Here is a 20,474-nt window from a genome sequence, read left to right as displayed (position 1 = left end):
TGTCCTTGAGATCGCCATCGCGAGCAAGCTTTGCTCCTACAGGGTTAGGGTCCCGTGTGTGGGAGCCTGCTCGCGATAGGGCCGGACCAGACGCCACAAGGCTCAACCCTGGCCCGGCACGTTCGGCCACAGATCCGCCACCAGAAACAACCGCTCGGCTTCTTCCCAGTCACCGTCGACGTTTTCAGTCAGGCGTACCAGCAACTGCGCAGGTGCCTGAGGGTCGAGCCCGCTCAGCCAGGTCTCCAGTTGCGTGCGCTCCCAGGTGTGCTCGGCAAGATAATGGGCGGGCGCGAGCCAGGCGTGCCGTGGCAAGGGTTGCCAGCGACCGGGTGGGCTCTGGGCGATAAAGTGTGCCCAGTCTCGCTGATGCAGCCAGCGTCCTTTGAGGTGTTGCGGATGGGCACAGTCGGGTGACCGGGTTTTGCCGGGCCATGGGTACAGCAGATAACCTCCCAGCCACAGGTGTGCGCTGAACCCCAGGATATCCAGCGCGGCCAACGCATCGCGGCTTTCGGAGCGCGCGGAGATCGGCAGTTGATGGTGGGTCAGGTGCGCCAGCTTGCGGTCCAGTCGGTCATGGCAGCCCGGTCCGAGCCACTGGGCAGTGTCGTGGCCTTCGCCGTTCTGGGGGCCCAGATACAATTTGATCGCCAATTCCAGGTGATGCACGCCGTCGCGGTCACGCAGCAGCATGTCCAGCTCGCCCAGCGTATGGCCCTCGCGGCGAATCGGCAGGTTGGCGGCAATCAACTCGACGCCCGGCGCGTGCTGCACGGCAAACTGCCAGAGGCGTTCGTAATACAGGCCCAGGCGACGAGTCGGGCCGAGCGCCAGCCAGCGCTGCAGCTCGCGGCTGTCCTGATCGAGCTGAAGCAGCCAGTGTTGCAGTCGTTCGGGGGCTTGTACCCAGTCGCTGCCGGCCAGTGGATGGCGTTGTGGCCAGGGTGTTTCGCAGAGCATCGGTGGCGCGAGGATGACCCAGGCCAGGTCGCGCACTTCGGGATGGCGCAACTGACGAGGTAAAGCCAGCAAGTCAGGAAATAAGGTCATCTTGCGAGCATAGCGCTTTGGTTCGCGGCTGAAAGGATTTTGTCTGCGGCGCGCTTTCGCCCATAATCGTGTTTTTCGCCGTCGTAGACCCTCGGAGTCCCATGGAGCAATTTCGTAATATCGGCATCATCGGTCGCCTGGGCAGTTCGCAGGTGCTGGATACCGTTCGCCGACTGAAAAGATTCCTGCTTGACCGGCACTTGCACGTGATTCTCGAGGACACCATCGCCGAAGTCCTGCCTGGCCATGGCCTGCAAACCTCATCGCGCAAGATGCTCGGCGAAGTCTGTGACATGGTGATTGTGGTGGGCGGTGACGGCAGCCTGCTGGGCGCCGCTCGGGCATTGGCACGGCACAATATTCCGGTGCTGGGGATCAACCGTGGCAACCTGGGCTTTCTGACCGACATCCGCCCGGATGAGCTGGAAGTCAAGGTCGCCGAAGTGCTCGACGGGCACTATCTGGTCGAAAACCGCTTCCTGTTGCAGGCCGAAGTTCGCCGTCACGCCGAGGCCATCGGCCAGGGCGATGCACTGAACGATGTGGTGCTGCACCCGGGCAAATCGACGCGGATGATCGAGTTCGAGTTGTACATCGACGGCCAGTTCGTTTGCAGCCAAAAAGCCGACGGCCTGATCGTCGCCACACCCACCGGTTCCACGGCCTATGCGCTCTCGGCGGGCGGCCCGATCATGCATCCCAAGCTCGATGCCATTGTGATTGTGCCAATGTACCCCCATACCTTGTCAGGAAGGCCGATTGTGGTCGATGGCAATAGCGAGCTGAAAATCGTCGTGTCGAAGGATATGCAGATTTACCCGCAAGTCTCCTGTGACGGGCAGAACCACTTCACCTGCGCCCCCGGTGACACCATCACTGTGAGCAAGAAGGCGCAGAAACTGCGGTTGATTCATCCGCTGGACCATAACTACTACGAAGTCTGCCGGACCAAGCTGGGCTGGGGCAGCCGGTTGGGCGCTGGAGGCGACTGATGCTCGATCCCGCGCGTAGCTACGACCTGATCGGTGACGTGCACGGTTGCGCTCATACCCTTGAGCATTTGCTGGACCGACTCGGGTATCACAAGCAAGCCGGCGTCTGGCGCCATCCGTCACGCATGGCCGTGTTTCTCGGTGACATCATCGACCGCGGCCCGCGGATTCGCGAAGCGCTGCACATCGTTCACGACATGGTCGAGGCCGGTCAGGCGCTGTGCATCATGGGCAACCATGAATTCAACGCGCTCGGCTGGAGCACGCCGGCACCGCCCGGCAGTGGTAAACAGTATGTGCGTGAACACACGCCTCGGCATGCGCGCCTGCTCGACGAAACCCTGACTCAATTTGCCGATCACCCGGCGGACTGGCACGACTTTCTTGCCTGGTTCTACGAGATGCCACTGTTCGTCGACGCCGGACGCTTCCGGGTCGTCCACGCCTGCTGGGACGGTGGCCTGATCGACGTGCTGCGTGCGCAGTATGCCGATGGCTGCATCGACGAACACTTCGTCCAGGCGGCAGCGGTGTCCGGCAGTTTTGCCTGCATGGCGTTCGACCGCTTGCTGCGCGGCACCGACATGCGCCTGCCACACGGCTTGACCATGACCAGCGGCGACGGTCTGACGCGTTCGTTCTTCCGCACCAAGTTCTGGGAAGACAACCCGCAAACCTATGGCGATATTGTGTTCCAGCCAGACGCCTTGCCCGAGTCCGTGGCTCGCACGCCGCTGTCGCCGGTAGAAAAAGATAACCTGTTGCGCTACGGCATCGACGAACCGCTGTTGTTCGTCGGGCACTACTGGCGCAGCGGCAAACCGGCGCCGATCCGCCCGAACCTGGCCTGCCTGGATTACAGCGCGGTGTTGTACGGCAAGCTGGTTGCCTATCGACTGGATCAGGAAACCCGTCTCGATCCACACAAATTTGTCTGGGTCGATGTTGAACGGCCAGAGGTGTTGCGATGAGTGTTGTGGCTGTTTTACGTCTGCCGCTGGCGGTGGACCTGAGTGGTTTCGTCAAATTGCTGCAACGCATGCACGTGCCGCATCGGGTCAGCGAAGAAGCCGGTGAACAGGTGCTGTGGGTGCCGGACGCGATCAGCGAAGACGTGCGCTCGCTGTACGAACGGTTTCCTGCGGGCGATCCCGAGCATCAACTGGATATCCCGGCTGCACAAGCGAATATCCAGCGTCCAGGGTTCGTCGAGCAACTGCGCCACAGCCCGGTGACGGCGCTGATTCTGCTGCTGAGCATGATCGTCGGCGCGGTGACATTGCTCGGCGAGAACCTCGACACGATGCGCTGGCTGACGTTCCTCGATTTTCGGGTGGTGGGCGAGTACATCCACTTCACGCCGTTGGCCGACAGTCTGGCAGCGGGGCAGTGGTGGCGTCTGGTGACGCCAATGCTGATCCACTTCGGCGTTCTCCACCTGGCCATGAACGGCATGTGGTACTGGGAGTTGGGGCGGCGTATCGAGTCGCGTCAGGGCAGTGTCAACCTGCTGGGGCTGACGTTGCTGTTCAGCCTGGTGTCGAACTACGCCCAATATTATTACGGCGGCGCGACCTTGTTCGGCGGCCTGTCCGGGGTGCTTTACGGCCTGCTCGGGCATTGCTGGATCTACCAGTTGCTGTCGCCGAACCCGGCATATCGCCTGCCTCGCGGGGTATTGGTGATGATGCTGGTGTGGTTGCTGCTGTGTATGTCGGGGCTGATCTCGATGATCGGTTTCGGCGAAATTGCCAATGCGGCGCACGTCGGCGGGTTACTCGTCGGATGCCTCACCGGTTTGTTGGGCGGCTTGTACAGTCGCCGTAGACTCTCTGTCCAATAAACTGCCGTCTAAATTGTGCTGTGAATAACGAGCGCGGAGACCTGATGTCCTCTTTTAACGAAATGATCAAAAACATCACGCCAGAGATCTACCAGAGCCTGAAACTGGCGGTAGAGATCGGTAAGTGGTCCGACGGCGGCAAGCTGACTGCCGAGCAGCGCGAACTGTCGTTGCAGGCGATGATCGCCTGGGAAGTGCAGAACCTGCCCGAGGAACAACGCACCGGCTACATGGGCCCGCAGGAATGCAGTTCGAAGTCGATCACTGTGCCGAATATCCTGTTCAAGTCGGATGCCATCCATTGATCGAGATCGGCCGCGGTGCAATCAGCAAGATGTCGGCGCGCCTCGAAGCGTCGACCGTGCAATACGCTTTTCGCCTGGGCGATACCGAGGTGCCGGTCAATCCTATGATCGGCAGCACGGTTCGCCTGGAATACCTGGGTGCGATCCACTGCATCCATTGCGGACGCAAAACCAAAACCAGCTTCAGCCAGGGCTACTGCTACCCGTGCATGACCAAACTGGCGCAGTGCGATGTCTGCATCATGAGCCCGGAGCGTTGCCACTATGACGCCGGGACCTGCCGTGAGCCGGCCTGGGGCGAGCAGTTCTGTATGACCGACCACGTGGTGTATCTGGCCAATTCGTCGGGCGTCAAGGTCGGGATCACCCGCGCTACACAGCTGCCAACCCGCTGGCTCGATCAGGGTGCCAGCCAGGCATTGCCGATCATGCGCGTGTCGACCCGTCAGCAATCCGGTTTCGTCGAAGACCTGTTCCGCAGTCAGGTGGCCGACAAGACCAACTGGCGCGCCTTGCTCAAGGGCGATGCCGCACCGGTTGACCTGAAACAGATTCGTGATCAACTGTTCGCAAGCTGTGCCGAGGGCGTGCAAGGACTGCAGGAGCGCTTCGGTCTGCAAGCGATTCAACCGGTATTTGATGTCGAGCCGATTGAAATCCGTTACCCGGTCGAGCAGTACCCGGCCAAGATTGTCAGCTTCAATCTGGACAAGAACCCGATTGCCGAAGGCACGCTGTTGGGGATCAAGGGTCAATACCTGATCTTCGATACCGGCGTTATCAATATTCGTAAATACACGGCCTACCAGCTCGCCGTGCATCAGTAAAAGGACTCCAGCATGCGCACCGAACAACCGAAGATGATCTACCTGAAGGACTATCAGGCGCCCGAGTACCTGATCGACGAGACGCACCTGACCTTCGAGTTGTACGAGGACCACAGCCTGGTCCATGCGCAACTGGTGATGCGCCGCAATCCCGCGCGTGGCCTGGGCCTGCCACCGCTGGTGCTCGATGGTCAGCAGTTGGAGTTGCTGTCGGTAGCCTTGGGCGACAGTGAGCTGAGCGCCAGCGATTATCAGTTGACGGAAAATCACCTGACCCTGCACCCGACCAGCGCCAGTTTCACGGTCGATACCAGCGTGCGGATTCACCCGGAAACCAACACCGCGCTGGAAGGCCTGTACAAGTCCAGCGGGATGTTCTGCACCCAGTGCGAGGCCGAGGGCTTTCGCAAGATCACCTATTACCTCGACCGCCCGGATGTGATGAGCAAGTTCACCACCACGGTGGTCGCCGAGCAGCACAGCTACCCGGTGCTGCTGTCCAACGGCAACCCTATTGCCTCAGGTCCCGGTGAAGACGGTCGGCACTGGGCGACCTGGGAAGATCCGTTCATGAAACCGGCCTACCTGTTCGCGCTGGTGGCCGGTGACCTGTGGTGCGTCGAAGACACCTTCACCACCATGACCCAGCGCAGTGTGGCGTTGCGCATTTACGTCGAGCCGGAAAACATCGACAAGTGCCAGCACGCCATGAACAGCCTGAAGAAGTCCATGCGCTGGGACGAAGAAGTCTATGGTCGCGAGTACGACCTGGACATCTTCATGATCGTGGCGGTCAACGACTTCAACATGGGCGCCATGGAGAACAAGGGCCTCAATATCTTCAACTCCAGCTGCGTGCTGGCCCGTGCCGAAACCGCGACCGACGCCGCACACCAGCGGGTTGAAGCGGTGGTGGCCCACGAATACTTCCACAACTGGTCGGGCAACCGCGTGACCTGCCGCGACTGGTTCCAGCTGTCGCTGAAGGAAGGGTTCACGGTGTTCCGTGACGCCGAATTCTCCGCCGACATGCACTCACGCACCGTCAAGCGCATCGAGGACGTGGCCTACCTGCGCACTCACCAGTTCGCCGAAGATGCAGGTCCCATGGCCCATGCGGTGCGCCCGGATGCGTTCATCGAGATTTCCAACTTCTACACCTTGACCGTCTACGAGAAAGGTTCGGAAGTGGTGCGCATGATCCGCACCTTGCTCGGCGCCGAAGGTTTCCGCAAAGGCAGCGACCTGTATTTCGAACGTCACGATGGCCAGGCGGTCACCTGCGACGATTTCATCAAGGCCATGGAAGATGCCAACGGCGTCGACCTGACCCAGTTCAAACGCTGGTACAGCCAGGCCGGTACGCCGCGTCTGGCGGTGAGCGAGTCTTACGATGCGGCGGCGAAAAGCTACAGCCTGACCTTCCGTCAGAGCTGCCCGGCGACCCCGGACAAGGTTGAAAAACTGCCGTTCGTGATTCCGGTCGAACTGGGCCTGCTGGACAGCAAAGGTGCGGCGATCGCTCTTCGGTTGGCCGGTGAAGCGGCCGCTGACGGGACCTCCCGCGTGCTGTCGGTGACTGAATCCGAGCAGATCTTCACTTTCGTCGATATTGCTGAACAACCGTTGCCATCGTTGCTGCGCGGCTTCTCGGCACCGGTGAAACTGAGCTTTCCGTACAACCGCGATCAGCTGATGTTCCTGATGCAGCACGACAGCGACGGCTTCAACCGTTGGGAAGCCGGCCAGCAATTGTCGGTGCAGGTGCTGCAGGAACTGATCGCTCAGCATCAAGCGGGTCAGGCATTGGTGCTGGATCAGCGACTGATCAGCGCGTTGCGCACAGTGCTGGCGGATGAATCCCTGGATCAGGCCATGGTCGCCGAAATGCTCTCGCTGCCAAGCGAGGCTTACCTGACCGAAATCAGCGAAGTGGCGGATGTCGACGCGATTCATGCGGCCCGTGAGTTCGCCCGCAAGCAACTGGCAGACAGCCTGTTCGATGCGCTGTGGCTGCGTTATCAGGCCAATCGCGAGCTGTCGAAGCAAACTGCTTACGTTGCTGAAGCCGAGCACTTTGCCCGTCGTAGCCTGCAAAATATCGCGTTGTCTTACCTGATGCTCAGTGGCAAGCCCGAAGTGCTGGCATCGACCCTTGAGCAGTTCGATGCCTGCGACAACATGACCGAGCGTCTGACGTCGTTGGCGGTGCTGGTGAATTCACCGTTCGAGGCCGATAAGGCCAAGGCACTGGCCAGTTTTGCCGAGCACTTCAAGGACAATCCGCTGGTCATGGACCAATGGTTCAGCGTACAGGCTGGCAGCACGTTGCCGGGTGGCTTGCAGCGGGTTCAGCAGTTGATGAAGCACCCGGCGTTCAACATCAAGAACCCGAACAAGGTGCGGGCGCTGGTCGGTGCGTTTGCCGGGCAGAACCTGATCAACTTCCATGCAGCCGATGGTTCGGGGTATCGCTTCCTTGCGGATCTGGTGATTGAGCTGAATGGCTTCAATCCGCAGATCGCTTCGCGTCAATTGGCGCCGCTGACGCGCTGGCGTAAATACGACAGCGCCCGTCAGGCGTTGATGAAGGCGGAGCTGGAGCGCATTCGCGGCTCGGGTCAGCTGTCCAGCGATGTGTTTGAAGTAGTCAGCAAAAGTCTGGCGTGACCTGACCTCCGCTCCCGCAGGTGTTCACCCGAACCCTGTGGGAGCCTGCTCGCGAAGGCAGCCTTACAGCCAACCAATCTCCCGCAGATGCACACAGTTCAACTGTGGGAGCGGGCTTGCTCGCGAAGGCGCCCTGACAGCCGGCCAACCTCTTGCAGGTGTACATATCCATTCCTGCGGTAACGGCTACTTAGGGTTTCGCCTGACGGCGACTCACTTTTTTTACAAGCGCCTAAAAAAAGTAAGCAAAAAAACGCTCGCCCCAAGCGTACGGCACCTCGCCTAGGCTCGGCGTTCCCTCACTCCGGCATTCATCAGGGGGCATCGCCTACGGTCTGCTTCGCGACGACCTCCTCTCGATGTGTCCGGCTGCGCCGTACAGCGCTGCGCGCCCACCCCCTGATGAACACCTGCGTTCGGCCTTCCGAAGGGGCGGGTGGATCAAAAGCCGGATCAAGATCAAAGTCCAAAGCCAAAGCCAAAGCCAAATCTAAAACCTTTGTGTCGGAAATTTCCGCTCAATCGCTGGTTTTTGATCATCCCTGCGAATGCCTGGTCATTCAGCGACCGTCCGTAATTCCCCCCAGTTAACAAAAGATAACGTGGCGTTGATTGTCAGACCTTTCGAAAGCTGGATAGGATAGGCCAGCTTCCGAAGGGGCTCTAGATTGCGCGTTTCAGGACTATGCTCCAAAAACCGTCAATCGCTACGAGCAACCCTGCGGCGCCCTGAAAGGTTGAATGACCTAACAATAATAATGGGGGAAAGGTCTATGAGTGAGCCTGTCATGGGTGTGGGTTTATGCCGCCCGCCAGCGCTACGCAGATTCGCGTTGCTGGCTACAGCGCTCTCGCTGTTGGGTTCTGCCGTGCTGTCGGCACCCGTTTTGGCCGCTGACGCACCGGCGTCCGATACGGTCTATTCGATTGAGTCCGCTAAGTCCGCCAAGGGTCTGATGCTTGATGTTGCGCATGCAGGCAAGCGCCTGGTGGCGGTCGGCGATCGTGGCCATATTCTGTATTCCGATGACCAGGGCCAGACCTGGACCCAGGCCAAGGTGCCCAGTCGGCAACTGCTGACCGCGGTCTATTTCGTCGATGACAAGCACGGCTGGGCTGTCGGTCATGACGCGCAAATTCTCGCCAGTGAAGACGGCGGCGTTACCTGGATCAAACAATTCGAAGACTTGAAGCGCGAAGCGCCGCTGCTGGCTGTCTGGTTCAAGGATGTCAGCAGCGGCTTTGCCGTGGGCGCTTACGGCGCTCTGCTGGAAACCACTGACGGTGGAAAGAACTGGGCAGACGTCGGCGATCACCTCGATAACCCGGATCAGTACCACCTCAACGCGATCGCAGCCGTCAAGGATTCCGGGCTGTTCATCGTGGGCGAGCAGGGCAGCATGTTCCGTTCCCCTGATTGGGGGCAAACCTGGGAACGCCTTAAAGGTCCGTACCAGGGTTCGCTGTTTGGGGTGATCGGCACCGCCAAACCGGCGACTTTGCTGGCCTACGGTCTGCGCGGCAATCTGTTCCGTTCAACTGACTTTGGCAGCACTTGGGAGCAGGTCGAGCTCAAGGCTGCGCGCGGCGCGTTGGAGTTCGGTCTGTCCGGTGCGACCTTGCTCGACGACGGCAGCATCGTGATCGTCGGCAACGGCGGCAGCGTGGTGCGCAGCAGTGACGACGGCGTGACCTTCAGCGTATTCAACCGTCCCGACCGCATTTCCGTTTCAGCGGTGACCGCGGCGGGCAATGGCAACTTGATTCTGGTAGGACAGGGCGGCGTTCGCGCTACTTCGCCAATCGGCGCCGAGCTGGGCAAATAATAAGAAGGCGGAGCTATGACATCCATGAGCAGTCATCATCAGGACAAGGCGACGTTTCTCGAGCGCCTGATTTTCAACAACCGTCCGGCAGTGATCGTCATCTGCCTGCTGGTCAGCATTTTCCTGTTCTGGCAGGCGACGCTGATCCGGCCGTCTACCAGCTTCGAAAAAATGATCCCGCTCAAGCATCCTTTCATTGAAAAGATGCTTGAACACCGCAATGACCTGGCCAACCTTGGCAATACCGTGCGTATTTCCGTGGAAGCCACCGATGGCGACATCTTCTCCAGGGAATACATGGAGACCCTGCGCCAGATCAACGACGAGGTGTTCTACATCTCCGGTGTCGACCGCTCCGGCCTGAAGTCGCTGTGGAGTCCGAGCGTGCGCTGGACCGAAGTGACCGAGGAGGGTTTTGCCGGCGGTGAAGTCATCCCGCAGAGCTACAACGGCTCGGCCGACAGCCTCGATCAGTTGCGCAACAACGTGCTCAAATCCGGTCAGGTCGGTCGGTTGGTGGCCAACGATTTCAAGTCGAGCATCGTTGATATCCCGCTGCTGGAGTCCTACCCGGACCCGCAGGACCAGGGCAGGTTGCTGGCGCTGGACTACCAGAAGTTCTCCCACGAACTTGAAGACAAGATCCGCGACAAGTTCGAAAAACAGAACCCCAACGTACAGATTCACATCGTCGGTTTTGCCAAGAAGGTCGGTGACCTGATTGATGGCCTGATCATGGTGGTCATGTTCTTCGGCGTGGCGTTCGTCATCACCCTGATCCTGTTGCTGTGGTTCACCAACTGTCTGCGCAGCACTGTGGCAGTGTTGAGCACTACCCTGGTGGCGGTGGTCTGGCAACTCGGGTTGATGCACGCGTTCGGCTTTGGTCTGGACCCGTACTCGATGCTGGTGCCGTTCCTGATCTTCGCCATCGGCATTTCCCACGGTGTACAGAAGATCAACGGGATTGCCTTGCAGTCCAGCGATGCGGACAACGCCTTGACTGCTGCCCGGCGCACGTTCCGTCAGCTGTTTCTGCCGGGGATGATTGCGATCCTCGCGGATGCGGTGGGCTTCATTACTTTACTGATCATCGATATCGGGGTGATTCGTGAGCTGGCCATCGGCGCGTCCATTGGCGTGGCGGTGATCGTGTTCACCAACCTGATCCTGCTACCGGTAGCGATTTCCTACGTCGGCATCAGCAAGCGCGCCGTCGAGCGCAGCAAGAAAGATGCAATCCGTGAGCATAGGTTCTGGCGTCTGCTGTCGAATTTTGCCAGCTCGAAAGTTGCCCCGGTTTCGATCCTCCTGGCGCTGATCGCCTTCGGTGGCGGTCTCTGGTACAGCCAGAACCTGAAAATTGGCGACCTCGACCAAGGTGCACCGGAGTTGCGTCCGGACTCGCGCTACAACCAGGACAACAATTTCATCATCAAGAACTACTCCACCAGCTCCGATGTGCTGGTGGTGATGGTCAAGACCAAGGCGGAAGGCTGTTCGCGTTACGAAGCCATGGCGCCAATCGATGAACTGATGTGGAAGATGCAGAACACCGAGGGTGTGCAGTCGGCGATTTCCCTGGTGACCGTCTCCAAGCAGATGATCAAGGGCATGAACGAGGGCAACCTGAAGTGGGAAACCCTGTCGCGTAACCCGGACGTGCTGAACAACTCCATCGCCCGCGCCGACGGCCTGTACAACAACAGTTGCTCGCTGGCGCCAGTGCTGGTGTTCCTCAACGACCACAAGGCCGAAACCCTCGACCGTGCGGTGCATGCGGTGCAGGACTTCGCCAAGGAAAACAACAAGGACGGCCTGGAGTTCATTCTGGCTGCCGGGAACGCCGGGATCGAGGCGGCTACCAACGAGGTGATCAAGGAATCGGAACTGACCATCCTGGTGCTGGTGTACATCTGCGTGGCCACCATGTGCATGATCACCTTCCGTTCCTGGGCGGCGACCTTGTGCATCGTGTTGCCGCTGGTGCTGACCTCGGTGCTCGGTAACGCGCTGATGGCGTTCATGGGCATCGGCGTGAAAGTCGCGACCTTGCCGGTGGTCGCGCTTGGGGTGGGGATTGGCGTGGACTACGGCATCTACATTTACAGCCGCCTCGAAAGCTTCCTGCGTGCTGGCTTGCCGCTGCAAGAGGCGTACTACCAGACGCTCAAGTCCACCGGTAAAGCGGTGCTGTTCACCGGTCTGTGCCTGGCCATTGGCGTGTGCACCTGGATCTTCTCGGCGATCAAGTTCCAGGCCGACATGGGCCTGATGCTGACCTTCATGCTGCTCTGGAACATGTTCGGTGCACTGTGGCTGTTGCCGGCCCTGGCGCGTTTCCTGATCAAGCCTGAGAAGCTCGCGGGACAAAAGGGCAACTCGTTGTTCGCTCACTGATCGAGGTCGAAAATAACAAAGCCGCAACCTTCGGGCTGCGGCTTTGTTATTTCTCGGATTTCACACCGCCCCCTGTGTGCGAGCCTGCTCGCTCCCACAGGGTTTGCGGTAACAATGCGCTATCATTGCTGTTTTCCCCTGAAAGACATGATTGCCATGACTGCCGAAACCCTTCTCAACGCCCTCGAACACTGCACCATGGTCGAAATCGACGGCTTTCACGCCTTCGAATTCGCTCTCGACGAAGACGACAATCTGCACATCGAATGCATGGATGGCCGAGCGGCCAAGCACTGGGAGTTCAGCCCGGCTCAGGTTAAGGCTGCGACCTTCGATCAAGACCTGCAGAGCTGGCTGATCATCGGTGATTCCGGCGAGCATCGTCTGGTCTGCCTGGACGCGTTCGGCGGTAACGACGACGAAGACGAAACCAATGAAGATGCGTAAACTCTGGCCGCTGCTGATGGCCGGCAGTGTCGGGGCAATGAGCCTTTCCAGCGCATCCGCCGAGAGCTTCCAGTTGCTGATCGGCACCTACACCCAAGGCCAGAGCCAGGGAATCTATCGACTCAAATTCGATAGCCAGAGCGGTCAACTCGACGCGACGTCGTTGCAGGTGGTCAAGAGTGCCAACCCGTCGTGGCTGACCTTGTCCAGCGACCAGCGTCGACTGTTTGTGGTCAACGAGAATGGTCCGGGGCAAGCCGACCCGGTAGGGCGCGTCAGTAGCTTTAGCGTCGAGCCGAACACCCATGCGCTGAGCCTGATCGGTCAGGTGCAGAGCCTGGGTAACGAGCCAACCCATTCCAGCCTGAGCGCTGACGGCAAGTACCTGTTTGTCAGTAATTACTCGGTGGCTGAAGACCCGGGTGGCAGCTTGGCGGCATTGCCGGTGAGCGCCGATGGCAAGCTGGCGCCGCCAGTGCAACTGAGCAGCCATCAGCCGAGCCGGGTCAATCCCGAGCGGCAGATGTCGGCGCACGTGCATTCGACGGTGTCCTCGCCGGACGGTCAGTACGTGTTTGCCAATGACCTGGGCGCCGACAAGATCTTTGTCTATCGCTATGACCCCAAGGCCAATCCAGAGCGACCGCTGACCGCAGCCACACCAGCCTCGGTTCAGTTGCCGCCCGGCAGCGGGCCGCGGCATTTGCTGTTCAGTGCCGACGGTAAGCACGCGTACCTGACCCTGGAAATGAGCGCGCAAGTCGCGGTGTTCGATTATCAGGCCGGGAAACTGACCCAGCGGCAGATGGTCGACCTGGCAGCCGGCAAACCTGCGGCGCAGAAAGCCGCCGCTGCGCTGCATGCCTCGTCGGACGGCAAGTTCCTCTACGTCAGCAACCGTGGCACCACTAACGAGTTGCTGGTGTTCGCCATCGATCCGGCCAGTGGTGAGCTCAAGGAGCTTCAGCGCCGTCCGGTGGAGGGTGATCACCCGCGTGAGTTCAGCCTCGACCCGAGCGGCAAGTTCGTGCTGGTCGCCAACCAGAAGAGCAACCAGATCGTTATCATTGCGCGTGATGTGAAGACCGGTCTGCTGGGCAAAACCGTGCAAAAACTGCCGTTCGACTCACCCAGCGACATCAAATTCTTCCTGCGTCAATAAGCCGCAGGCCCCGTGTGCCGGGGCCTGCGTGGTTCTATTAATCTGAGTGATATCCGCTACTGCTACAAAAGATTTCAAGAGCGCCAACCCTCGGGCGTAAGTTTGCTTCACGGCCTGAACAGGCAAGCAAGCCAACTGAATCTACGAGGGTTACCGCCATGAACTTCAATCTCTTCTCCGTGATTGCCGCATCCGCCATCTCCGCCAGCGTTGCTCTGCCAGCCAGTGCCAACACTGAGATCAGCTCGAAAAAATCCGGCACCCACAGCTACACCCAGAAATACCTGCAACAAAGCGCCAACTTCTATGCCGCGCTGGATCACAAGATCCAACACTGAGATTCAAGCCCTGCCGACTTTATGCAGGAGCGAAGTCACTTGATCCGATCAGCGATCCTTTCGCTGGAAAGACCAGTGTGATGTCGCTCCTGCATAAAGCATTTGCGACTCCGCACCTCAATCAGCACAAATATCTCGTGTAATATCACATGGCCATGTGTTTAAATTTGACGCTAATTTATTGACTCAATCTTTCCCAAGGATCGATGACATGGCGATGCGTCTGGCTGTGGTGCTGCTGTTTCTCTACTCCACCCCGATTCTCTCGGCTGCCCGCCCGGTTGACGGCGAGCCTGAAGCCGCACGCGAGCGTTTGATGAGCGTGTTGCAGGACTGAAAATCGTCGGATTTTCGATCAATTAAACTGATAGCTACTATGCATAAAGGTCGCTATTCATGGCCGGTTGTTTGATTGATCCTGTGGGCACTGAAACATGCCCACGGAGAATCCCATGGCCAGCACAATCCTTTCTTCTGCCAAACACGGCGCGTACGTCGCCATTGGTTTATACGTGGCGATGGTTCTGGTGGTCAGTCTTTCGGCCCAGTCGCAGCGCATCACGCAAGCACCGATTCAGGTCGCTTATCCCGCCATCCAGTTTGAGCACGTACAGCACGCCAGCGCTGAGCATTCCGACGTCGCGGGAGCCGTGGGGGTATGAAAGGGCGCAAACTGATGGTCGTCGCCTTCCTGGCATTCCTGACCAATGGATCTTCACTGCTCGGCATTGGCCAAGGCTCGGCGGGCTCGCTGGCACGGGCCATCGAGTGCAATCACAACATCGCCCACAACATCCAGACCGCCAAGGCGCTGGGGTTGTTGGCGGGTAATCCGCCGGCCAAACCCAAAGCAGTGGTTCTGGGGCCGTTTGAGGTTGATTGCTCGGCGCTTAAAATGTGCAGCGCGTTGGCGTAGGAAGTCAGGTTGGTTGTTTGGCCATGATGGCGGCGAACAACGCTGACTCAAGAATCCCCTGCAACCAGGCCTGAAGATGCCGATACGGCGTCTGCGCAAACCACTCGCGGTCGACATGTGCGAACTGGCGTATGAACGGTGCCAGGGCGATATCCGCCAGGCTCAGATGATCGGCCACCAGATACACTCGCTGTTGCAGCAACTCATCCAGTTCGAGCAAAAACACTTCGCCTTCCGCGCGGTAATGCTCCATGGGGTGTTCCGGGTAGCGTTCAGCGTATTTGTAGCGATTGAGGTGCAGCTTGAACGTCTGATCGTTTGCTTCGATCAGCGCCGCGCCACGTTGCTGCGCTGCAGGATCGTCCTTGAGCAACCAATCCTGCGGGTCGTTCTGTTCCAGCGCCCACTGCATGATCTCCAGGCTTTCCTCGATCACCCGACCGTCAAGGCTCAGCACCGGCACGGTGCCTTTGCTCGACAACTCGAGCAGCTCCGGGGGCTTGGCTTTCAGGCTGACCTCGACAATGTCCACCGCCACTGAACTGTAACGCAGCGCCATGCGTGCGCGCATGGCGTAGGGGCAGCGGCGGAAAGAGTAGAGCGTCGGCGTGCTCATTTGACCTCCAGCGTACTCAGGCCATTGCCTTGGCGATGAACCTGGATCTGCACCGGGATTCGCTCGTGCATCTCCTGTACGTGGGAGATTACGCCGACCTTGCGACCCTGCGCCTGCAGGCCATCAAGGGCGTCCATCGCCAATTGCAGTGACTCGGGGTCGAGGCTGCCGAAGCCTTCATCGATGAACAGCGATTCGATTTTCAGCGTGCTCGACGCCATCGAGGCCAGGCCCAGCGCCAATGCCAGCGACACCAGGAAGGTTTCGCCGCCCGACAGCGAATGCACCGAGCGCAGTTCGTCGCCCATCTCCGTGTCCATCACCAGCAAGCCGAGCATGCTGCCGCCGCGCTTGAGCCGGTAGCGGCGCACCAGTTGGCGCAACTGGGCGTTGGCGTGATGCACCAGCAAATCGAGGTTGTAGGCCTGGGCGATCTTGCGGAAAGTGTCTCCGGTGGCCGAGCCGATCAGGGCATTCAGCCGTGCCCAGCGCTGCCACTCGTTGTAGGCATCGCCAATGCGTTGTGCCAGCGCCTGATTGGCGTCCTGACGGCGTTGATCCTCGGCTTGTTGCGCACGTAGTTCGGCGCAGAGCTGTTCGCTGATCCCGAACTGGTTTTGCAGCTCGCCAAGGGCTGTGGCCAGTTGTTCGGCATCGAGGTTGCCGTTGTGCTGCGCCTGATGGCTGTGCAGGCGCTGTTCGCGTTCATGCACTAGCACCTTGGCTTGCTCGATGGCTTTTTCGCCGAGCTGTAGCTGTTGGCGCAGCTGGCTGACCTGCTCGTCGCTGAACGCCAGTAACTGCTCCAGGCCGCCATCGTCGAGTTCCGGATGAAGGGCTCGCCATTCGGCAATCTTGCCGCTCAGCTCATGACTTTCGGCTTCCAGCGCGTGCTGGCGTTGTTGCTCCGCCCTGAGCTCGGCGGCCAGTTGAATCTGCTGGCTGCGGACTTCTTGCAGCTCTTGATTGGCCATCGCTTCGGCCTGTCGAGCCTGTTCGACGGCCTGATCCAGTTGCTGCTGCCACTGCTCGGCGCTCGGCTGCTCGCCCAGCAGTTCGGCGAGTTTTTGTTGGGCGGCGTGTTGCTGCTCGGCGAGTGCGCTGAATTGCAGCTGTGCGGCTTGTAATTGCTGCACGCGTGTCAGCTGCCGGTCCTGTTCTTTCTCGAGGGTTTGCTGACGCTGTTGTTGTTCGCTGAGTTCTTCGCGTTGCAATTCCAGCTGTTCCAGCCGCTGGGCGACCTGCTGATCGAGTAGCATGAAGGTCGCAGCGGGCTCGTTGCGCAAACCGTCAAGGGTCGCCGCCGGCAGCAGGGCGCTGAACGCTGCGAGTTCTTCTTCAAGGCGCTGGCTGTCATTGCTCAACTCGCGCTGCTGGATCGCCAGTTGCTGGGCAGCCTGTTGGCTGGCCTGGTCGGCGGCTTGCAGTTGTTGCTGAAGACGTGCGGCGTCTTGCTGCAAGGTGAGCAGGGCGCTTTGTCGCTGTTCGTCCTGGGCAATGCTCTGATTCAACTGAGTGCTTTGCTGATTCAGCCAGGCGTCGCGTTTGCTGGCTTCCTGGGTCAGCAGCTGGGCGGCCAGTGGATGCGCTTCAAGGCTCGGTGTCAGGCTCTGCTGCTGGGTTGCCAGCTGTTCCTGTTGTTGCAGCAGTTCTTTTTGCTGGGCAATCAGCCCGCCGACTTCGGTGCGCAGGTCTGCGAGTTTTTCCTTGAGCAGGTCAACGGCTTTTTGTGCATTGGCCTGTTCGCTTTCATCGTGCCGGCCGAGGCTTTGCAGCAATGCTTCTGGCTGATGATAAGGATGCTCGACGCTGCCGCAGACCGGGCACGGTTGATCGTCCTGCAACTGCCCGCGCAACTCTTCGACGCTGGCACTGCGCGCCAGGCGCTGACGCTCCAGCAGTTCCCGAGTGACTGTCAGGGTTTGCTCGGCAACAGTCAGTTCGGCCTTGGCCTGGACGCCTTCGCGGGTCAGGCGTTCACGTTCTGTCTGGACGGTTTGCAGGCGCTGTTGCAGGTCCTGCGTGCGCGTGTCCAGCTCCTGCTGACGAGCCCACAATCGCGCGAGCTCTTCGACGGCGCGCTGCTGCTTGCGGTTGTCTTGCAGCAGGCTGCCGAGGATCTGAATCTGTTCGGCAACAGCTGCAGGTTCAGCGCCGGCTTCGCTGTAGAGCAGCTCCAGGCTTTGCCGTTGCGCGCTGAACTGGGCGGCGGTGTCCGCCGCCCGTTGTTCCATTTGGAGCAGTTCGGCCTGACCCTTTTTCAGGCGATTGCCGACCAGCATCAGTTGCTGCAAGCGTTCGCGGTAAGCGTTCCAGGCGTCACTGACGGGAGCCAGTTGGAGGCTCAGTTCCAGCTGCGTCGCAATCGTCGCCAGGCGTTCGGCAACCCGTTGTTGCTGTTCGAGCATTTGCGCGATGGCTTGCTGGCCTTCGGAGCTGGCCAGTTCGGCGTTGTGCTTGAGTTCGGCTGAGGCGTTGATGGTCTGGGTCAGGCGCGCCAGGTTGCTCTGTTCTTCGAAGGCCTGACGCAGCAGTGGGGCGTTGTTGCTGTGCTGGCTTTGGGCTTGGGTCAGCGCGGTTTTTGCGGATTCCAGGCTGTGTTCTAGTTGAGCCTGACGGGTTTGCAACTCGCTCTGTTGTTGAGCGTGTTGCTGAATCAGCGCGGCCAACGGGCTCAGTTGTGCGCTCAGCTCGGTTTGCCGGGCAAACTGATGCCGCTGCGGTGCCAGTTGTTCCAGGCGCGCCAGGTTCAGCCGTTCGCCAGTCTGGGCGTCCCACGACTGTTGAGCCTGTTGCAATTGCTCGGCGGCGGCCTGTTGCTGGTCCTGCAACTGCTGCAGTTCTTTGAGCCAGGTGTTCTGCAGTTCAAGTTGCTTGAGCTGTGCTTGCTGGTTTTTGAGTTGTTGCTGGGCGTCGTTGAAACGCTGATCGAGTTCGGCGCGGGCCTCGGGTTCAAGGGGGGTTACGCCAGTGGCCTGATCTTGCAGCAACTTGTGGGCTTCGCGGGTTTCCTTGCTTTTGTCGAAAGCACGTTTGCCCAGGCGCGTGTAGAGCGCGGTGTCGGTGAGTTTTTCCAGCAGTTCGCTGCGGTCGTTGTCATCGGCCTTGAGAAAAGCGCTGAACTCGCTTTGAGCGAGCATCACCGCGCGGGTGAACTGTTCGAAGTTCAGGCCCAGCACGGCTTCCAGTTGAGTCTTGTATTCGCCTTTCTGGCTGGCCAGCAGTTGATCGGTGTCGAGGTCGCGCAGGCTTTGACGGCTGGCTTGCAGCTTGCCGTTGGCTTTTTCACGGGCGCGATTGGCCTCCCAGCGTGCACGGTAGCGACGACCGTCGATGCCGACAAAGTCGACCTCGGCATAGCCGTCACCGGTGCCACGGCGCAGCAGGGTGCGCGGGTCGCCGGTGGCGATCTCGCCGTCTGCATCCGGTACCTTGGCGTCGCGTCCGGTGTTGTTGAGGCGCGGCACTGCGCCAAACAGCGCCAGGCACAACGCATCGAGCAAGGTGCTTTTACCGGCGCCGGTCGGCCCGGTAATCGCAAACAGGCCGGAACTGGCCAAGGGTTCGGCGGTGAAGTCGATTTCAAAGGGGCCCGCCAGCGAGGCGAGGTTTTTCAGGCGGATCGCGAGAATTTTCATGGCTGTTCGCTCTCCTGCTGAACGTCTTGCAGCAGCACCGCAAAGTCCTGGAGTGTCTGTTCGTCGACGGCGCTGCCGTAGTTATCGAGCCAGGCACGGCTGAATAATTCCTGTGGCGTGAGCTGGTCCAGTTCGACCAGCTGACCCGTGTCATCCGCGCCGTCTCGACCGCCATTGCCTGCGTATTCGGCAGCGATTCGCACCAGCCGCACGGCTTTGCCTTGCAGCGCGGTTTCGATTTGTTGGCGCAAGTCCGGCTGCGGTTCATCGAGGCGCACGCGGACTTCGAGCCACGGTTGGCGCTGGAGATCGGCCAACAGGTCGATGTTCGGCAAATCCGCGAGCTGCGTCAGGATTTCACTGAGCGGAGCAGGGCCCAGGCGCTGCAGGTTGACTGCACGGGGGATCAACCGGGGTTCGACGCTGAGCAGCGTCTCGCCGTCGAGCGTGATGTCGAGAATCTGATGCTGATAGCCGATTTCGGAAAACGACAACGGGATCGGTGAGCCGCTGTAGCGAATGCGCTCCTCGCCGTTGACCTTCTGCGGCTTGTGCAAATGGCCAAGGGCAACGTAGCTGATACTCGGCCCGAACAGGCTGGCGGGCAGGGCTTCGGCATTGCCAATGATCAGGCTGCGCTCGGAATCCTCGGACACCGACCCACCGGCCATGTGCGCGTGGCTGATGGCGATCAATGCCTGACCGGGTTGGCGCTTGGCATTGGCGGCTTCGATCAGCCATTCATGCACCTGGCCGATGCCGCGCAGGTAGTTGTCGCCCAGGTGCGCGCCGGTGACTTCAGCGGGGCGCAGAAACGGCAGCGCCAGGCACCAGCCGGCGATTTCACCCGAGGCATCGGGCAGCGGAATCAGCAAGCGTTCGGCGTCCAGTTGCCCGTCATCGAGCCACAACACCCGACCCAGTGCATGAGTGCGCAACCGGCGCATCAACGGCGCGGGCAATTCGATCCGCGAGCCGGAGTCATGATTGCCAGCGATCATCACGATGGTCAGCGATGGCTGCTGCTCGTGTGCGCTGACGATGAAGTCGTAGAGACGTTCCTGGGCTTTGACCGGCGGATTGACCGTGTCGAAGATATCGCCTGCAATCAGCAGCACATCGGGCTTTTCGAGCGCCAGCTGACGCAGCAGCCAGTCGAGGAAACAGCCGTGTTCAAAGTCGCGTTCCTGGCCATGCAGGTTTTGCCCAAGGTGCCAGTCGGAGGTGTGGAACAGACGCAAGGCAAACTCCGTAGGAAATAAGGTGATGGCCGCAGGGAAAATGATGGCGGCTAAAGGGGAGGGAGTTTACTGGCAAAAAACCGAGCGTGCCTTGTTCAATCACCTGCCGCGCGTGCCCTTAGGTCGGAGCCGCCTATAGGAGCAAGGCTTGCCCGCGATGACGGCTGAGTGAGCGATACGGCTCGTCCAGTCAGAACACG

General features: G+C 59.9%; 18 protein-coding genes. 14 read left to right on the top strand and 4 right to left on the bottom strand.

Annotation, left to right across the window (positions count from 1 at the left end; translation table 11 throughout):
• Nucleotides 1-102 precede the first annotated feature (102 nt).
• The gene (locus AC3WK5_RS03550) at nucleotides 103-1,053 is read right to left on the bottom strand and encodes a DUF1853 family protein (RefSeq protein ID WP_103314475.1); all 951 of its coding nucleotides are present in this window, start codon (nucleotides 1,051-1,053) and stop codon (nucleotides 103-105) included.
• A 101-nt stretch (nucleotides 1,054-1,154) separates the two neighbouring features.
• On the opposite strand from AC3WK5_RS03550, the gene AC3WK5_RS03545 reads away from it, so the two are divergent.
• The 14 genes from AC3WK5_RS03545 to AC3WK5_RS03480 all read left to right on the top strand — a co-directional run bounded on the left by AC3WK5_RS03545 (nucleotide 1,155) and on the right by AC3WK5_RS03480 (nucleotide 14,779).
• Nucleotides 1,155-2,045 carry an NAD(+) kinase gene (locus AC3WK5_RS03545; protein WP_054597146.1) on the top strand — a complete coding sequence of 297 codons (891 nt, stop codon included), beginning with the start codon at nucleotides 1,155-1,157 and terminating at the stop codon, nucleotides 2,043-2,045.
• On the top strand, nucleotides 2,042-3,016 hold the full coding sequence (locus tag AC3WK5_RS03540) for a metallophosphoesterase (protein WP_177474734.1): 975 nt from the start codon (nucleotides 2,042-2,044) through the stop codon (nucleotides 3,014-3,016). The genes AC3WK5_RS03545 and AC3WK5_RS03540 overlap by 4 nt, the downstream gene beginning before the upstream one ends.
• Entirely contained in the window at nucleotides 3,013-3,888 is an 876-nt protein-coding gene (locus tag AC3WK5_RS03535) for a rhomboid family intramembrane serine protease (RefSeq protein ID WP_054597148.1), read from the top strand. Before AC3WK5_RS03540 ends, AC3WK5_RS03535 begins: the two co-directional genes overlap by 4 nt.
• Nucleotides 3,889-3,932: 44 nt before the next feature.
• The gene (locus AC3WK5_RS03530; RefSeq protein ID WP_019690610.1) at nucleotides 3,933-4,193 is read left to right on the top strand and encodes a YeaC family protein; all 261 of its coding nucleotides are present in this window, start codon (nucleotides 3,933-3,935) and stop codon (nucleotides 4,191-4,193) included.
• Complete coding sequence (locus AC3WK5_RS03525; RefSeq protein ID WP_103314477.1) at nucleotides 4,190-5,020, top strand: DUF2797 domain-containing protein; 831 nt, start codon at nucleotides 4,190-4,192, stop codon at nucleotides 5,018-5,020. The genes AC3WK5_RS03530 and AC3WK5_RS03525 overlap by 4 nt, the downstream gene beginning before the upstream one ends.
• A gap of 12 nt (nucleotides 5,021-5,032) precedes the next feature.
• Entirely contained in the window at nucleotides 5,033-7,690 is a 2,658-nt protein-coding gene (gene pepN, locus AC3WK5_RS03520; RefSeq protein ID WP_103314478.1) for an aminopeptidase N, read from the top strand.
• Between the two features lie 773 nt (nucleotides 7,691-8,463).
• Nucleotides 8,464-9,516, top strand: coding sequence for a WD40/YVTN/BNR-like repeat-containing protein (locus AC3WK5_RS03515; RefSeq protein ID WP_103314479.1), 1,053 nt, complete (start codon nucleotides 8,464-8,466; stop codon nucleotides 9,514-9,516).
• A gap of 24 nt (nucleotides 9,517-9,540) precedes the next feature.
• The gene (locus tag AC3WK5_RS03510; protein ID WP_371919114.1) at nucleotides 9,541-11,916 is read left to right on the top strand and encodes an efflux RND transporter permease subunit; all 2,376 of its coding nucleotides are present in this window, start codon (nucleotides 9,541-9,543) and stop codon (nucleotides 11,914-11,916) included.
• A 156-nt stretch (nucleotides 11,917-12,072) separates the two neighbouring features.
• Entirely contained in the window at nucleotides 12,073-12,363 is a 291-nt protein-coding gene (locus AC3WK5_RS03505; protein ID WP_103314690.1) for a DUF5629 family protein, read from the top strand.
• Entirely contained in the window at nucleotides 12,350-13,525 is a 1,176-nt protein-coding gene (locus AC3WK5_RS03500; protein WP_103314481.1) for a lactonase family protein, read from the top strand. The genes AC3WK5_RS03505 and AC3WK5_RS03500 overlap by 14 nt, the downstream gene beginning before the upstream one ends.
• Before the next feature lie 158 nt (nucleotides 13,526-13,683).
• On the top strand, nucleotides 13,684-13,863 hold the full coding sequence (locus AC3WK5_RS03495; RefSeq protein ID WP_054597153.1) for a hypothetical protein: 180 nt from the start codon (nucleotides 13,684-13,686) through the stop codon (nucleotides 13,861-13,863).
• Between the two features lie 211 nt (nucleotides 13,864-14,074).
• Nucleotides 14,075-14,200 carry a hypothetical protein gene (locus AC3WK5_RS03490; protein WP_019690602.1) on the top strand — a complete coding sequence of 42 codons (126 nt, stop codon included), beginning with the start codon at nucleotides 14,075-14,077 and terminating at the stop codon, nucleotides 14,198-14,200.
• 115 nt (nucleotides 14,201-14,315) lie between these two features.
• Nucleotides 14,316-14,525, top strand: a complete 210-nt coding sequence (locus AC3WK5_RS03485) for a hypothetical protein (protein WP_054597154.1) — start codon at nucleotides 14,316-14,318, stop codon at nucleotides 14,523-14,525.
• On the top strand, nucleotides 14,522-14,779 hold the full coding sequence (locus tag AC3WK5_RS03480; protein ID WP_054597155.1) for a hypothetical protein: 258 nt from the start codon (nucleotides 14,522-14,524) through the stop codon (nucleotides 14,777-14,779). Before AC3WK5_RS03485 ends, AC3WK5_RS03480 begins: the two co-directional genes overlap by 4 nt.
• A gap of 4 nt (nucleotides 14,780-14,783) precedes the next feature.
• On the opposite strand, the gene AC3WK5_RS03475 is transcribed toward AC3WK5_RS03480, so the two are convergent.
• Genes AC3WK5_RS03475 through AC3WK5_RS03465 form a run of 3 tightly spaced genes read right to left on the bottom strand, consistent with a single transcriptional unit; the run spans nucleotide 14,784 to nucleotide 20,274 of the window.
• Nucleotides 14,784-15,395 (bottom strand): glutathione S-transferase, encoded by a 612-nt coding sequence (locus AC3WK5_RS03475; RefSeq protein ID WP_103314482.1) that lies wholly within the window; start codon nucleotides 15,393-15,395, stop codon nucleotides 14,784-14,786.
• Nucleotides 15,392-19,033, bottom strand: coding sequence for an AAA family ATPase (locus tag AC3WK5_RS03470; RefSeq protein WP_103314483.1), 3,642 nt, complete (start codon nucleotides 19,031-19,033; stop codon nucleotides 15,392-15,394). Before AC3WK5_RS03470 ends, AC3WK5_RS03475 begins: the two co-directional genes overlap by 4 nt.
• Nucleotides 19,030-20,274 (bottom strand): exonuclease SbcCD subunit D C-terminal domain-containing protein, encoded by a 1,245-nt coding sequence (locus tag AC3WK5_RS03465; protein ID WP_054597158.1) that lies wholly within the window; start codon nucleotides 20,272-20,274, stop codon nucleotides 19,030-19,032. The genes AC3WK5_RS03470 and AC3WK5_RS03465 overlap by 4 nt, the downstream gene beginning before the upstream one ends.
• Nucleotides 20,275-20,474: the final 200 nt, after the last annotated feature.

Source organism: Pseudomonas sp. FW306-02-D09B (assembly GCF_058782685.1).
Note: the sequence above shows the minus strand (reverse complement) of the source record. Positions and strands in the feature narration are given on the sequence as shown.

Excerpts from the sequence above, each read along its gene's own strand:
- AC3WK5_RS03515 (WP_103314479.1), top strand. The coding sequence starts at position 8,464 with ATGAGTGAGCCTGTCATGGGTGTGGGTTTATGCCGCCCGCCAGCGCTA.
- AC3WK5_RS03490 (WP_019690602.1), top strand. The coding sequence starts at position 14,075 with ATGGCGATGCGTCTGGCTGTGGTGCTGCTGTTTCTCTACTCCACCCCG.
- pepN (WP_103314478.1), top strand. The coding sequence starts at position 5,033 with ATGCGCACCGAACAACCGAAGATGATCTACCTGAAGGACTATCAGGCG.
- AC3WK5_RS03535 (WP_054597148.1), top strand. The coding sequence starts at position 3,013 with ATGAGTGTTGTGGCTGTTTTACGTCTGCCGCTGGCGGTGGACCTGAGT.
- AC3WK5_RS03475 (WP_103314482.1), bottom strand. The coding sequence starts at position 15,395 with ATGAGCACGCCGACGCTCTACTCTTTCCGCCGCTGCCCCTACGCCATG.
- AC3WK5_RS03510 (WP_371919114.1), top strand. The coding sequence starts at position 9,541 with ATGAGCAGTCATCATCAGGACAAGGCGACGTTTCTCGAGCGCCTGATT.
- AC3WK5_RS03470 (WP_103314483.1), bottom strand. The coding sequence starts at position 19,033 with ATGAAAATTCTCGCGATCCGCCTGAAAAACCTCGCCTCGCTGGCGGGC.
- AC3WK5_RS03545 (WP_054597146.1), top strand. The coding sequence starts at position 1,155 with ATGGAGCAATTTCGTAATATCGGCATCATCGGTCGCCTGGGCAGTTCG.
- AC3WK5_RS03550 (WP_103314475.1), bottom strand. The coding sequence starts at position 1,053 with ATGACCTTATTTCCTGACTTGCTGGCTTTACCTCGTCAGTTGCGCCAT.
- AC3WK5_RS03505 (WP_103314690.1), top strand. The coding sequence starts at position 12,073 with ATGACTGCCGAAACCCTTCTCAACGCCCTCGAACACTGCACCATGGTC.
- AC3WK5_RS03480 (WP_054597155.1), top strand. The coding sequence starts at position 14,522 with ATGAAAGGGCGCAAACTGATGGTCGTCGCCTTCCTGGCATTCCTGACC.
- AC3WK5_RS03485 (WP_054597154.1), top strand. The coding sequence starts at position 14,316 with ATGGCCAGCACAATCCTTTCTTCTGCCAAACACGGCGCGTACGTCGCC.
- AC3WK5_RS03530 (WP_019690610.1), top strand. The coding sequence starts at position 3,933 with ATGTCCTCTTTTAACGAAATGATCAAAAACATCACGCCAGAGATCTAC.
- AC3WK5_RS03500 (WP_103314481.1), top strand. The coding sequence starts at position 12,350 with ATGAAGATGCGTAAACTCTGGCCGCTGCTGATGGCCGGCAGTGTCGGG.
- AC3WK5_RS03495 (WP_054597153.1), top strand. The coding sequence starts at position 13,684 with ATGAACTTCAATCTCTTCTCCGTGATTGCCGCATCCGCCATCTCCGCC.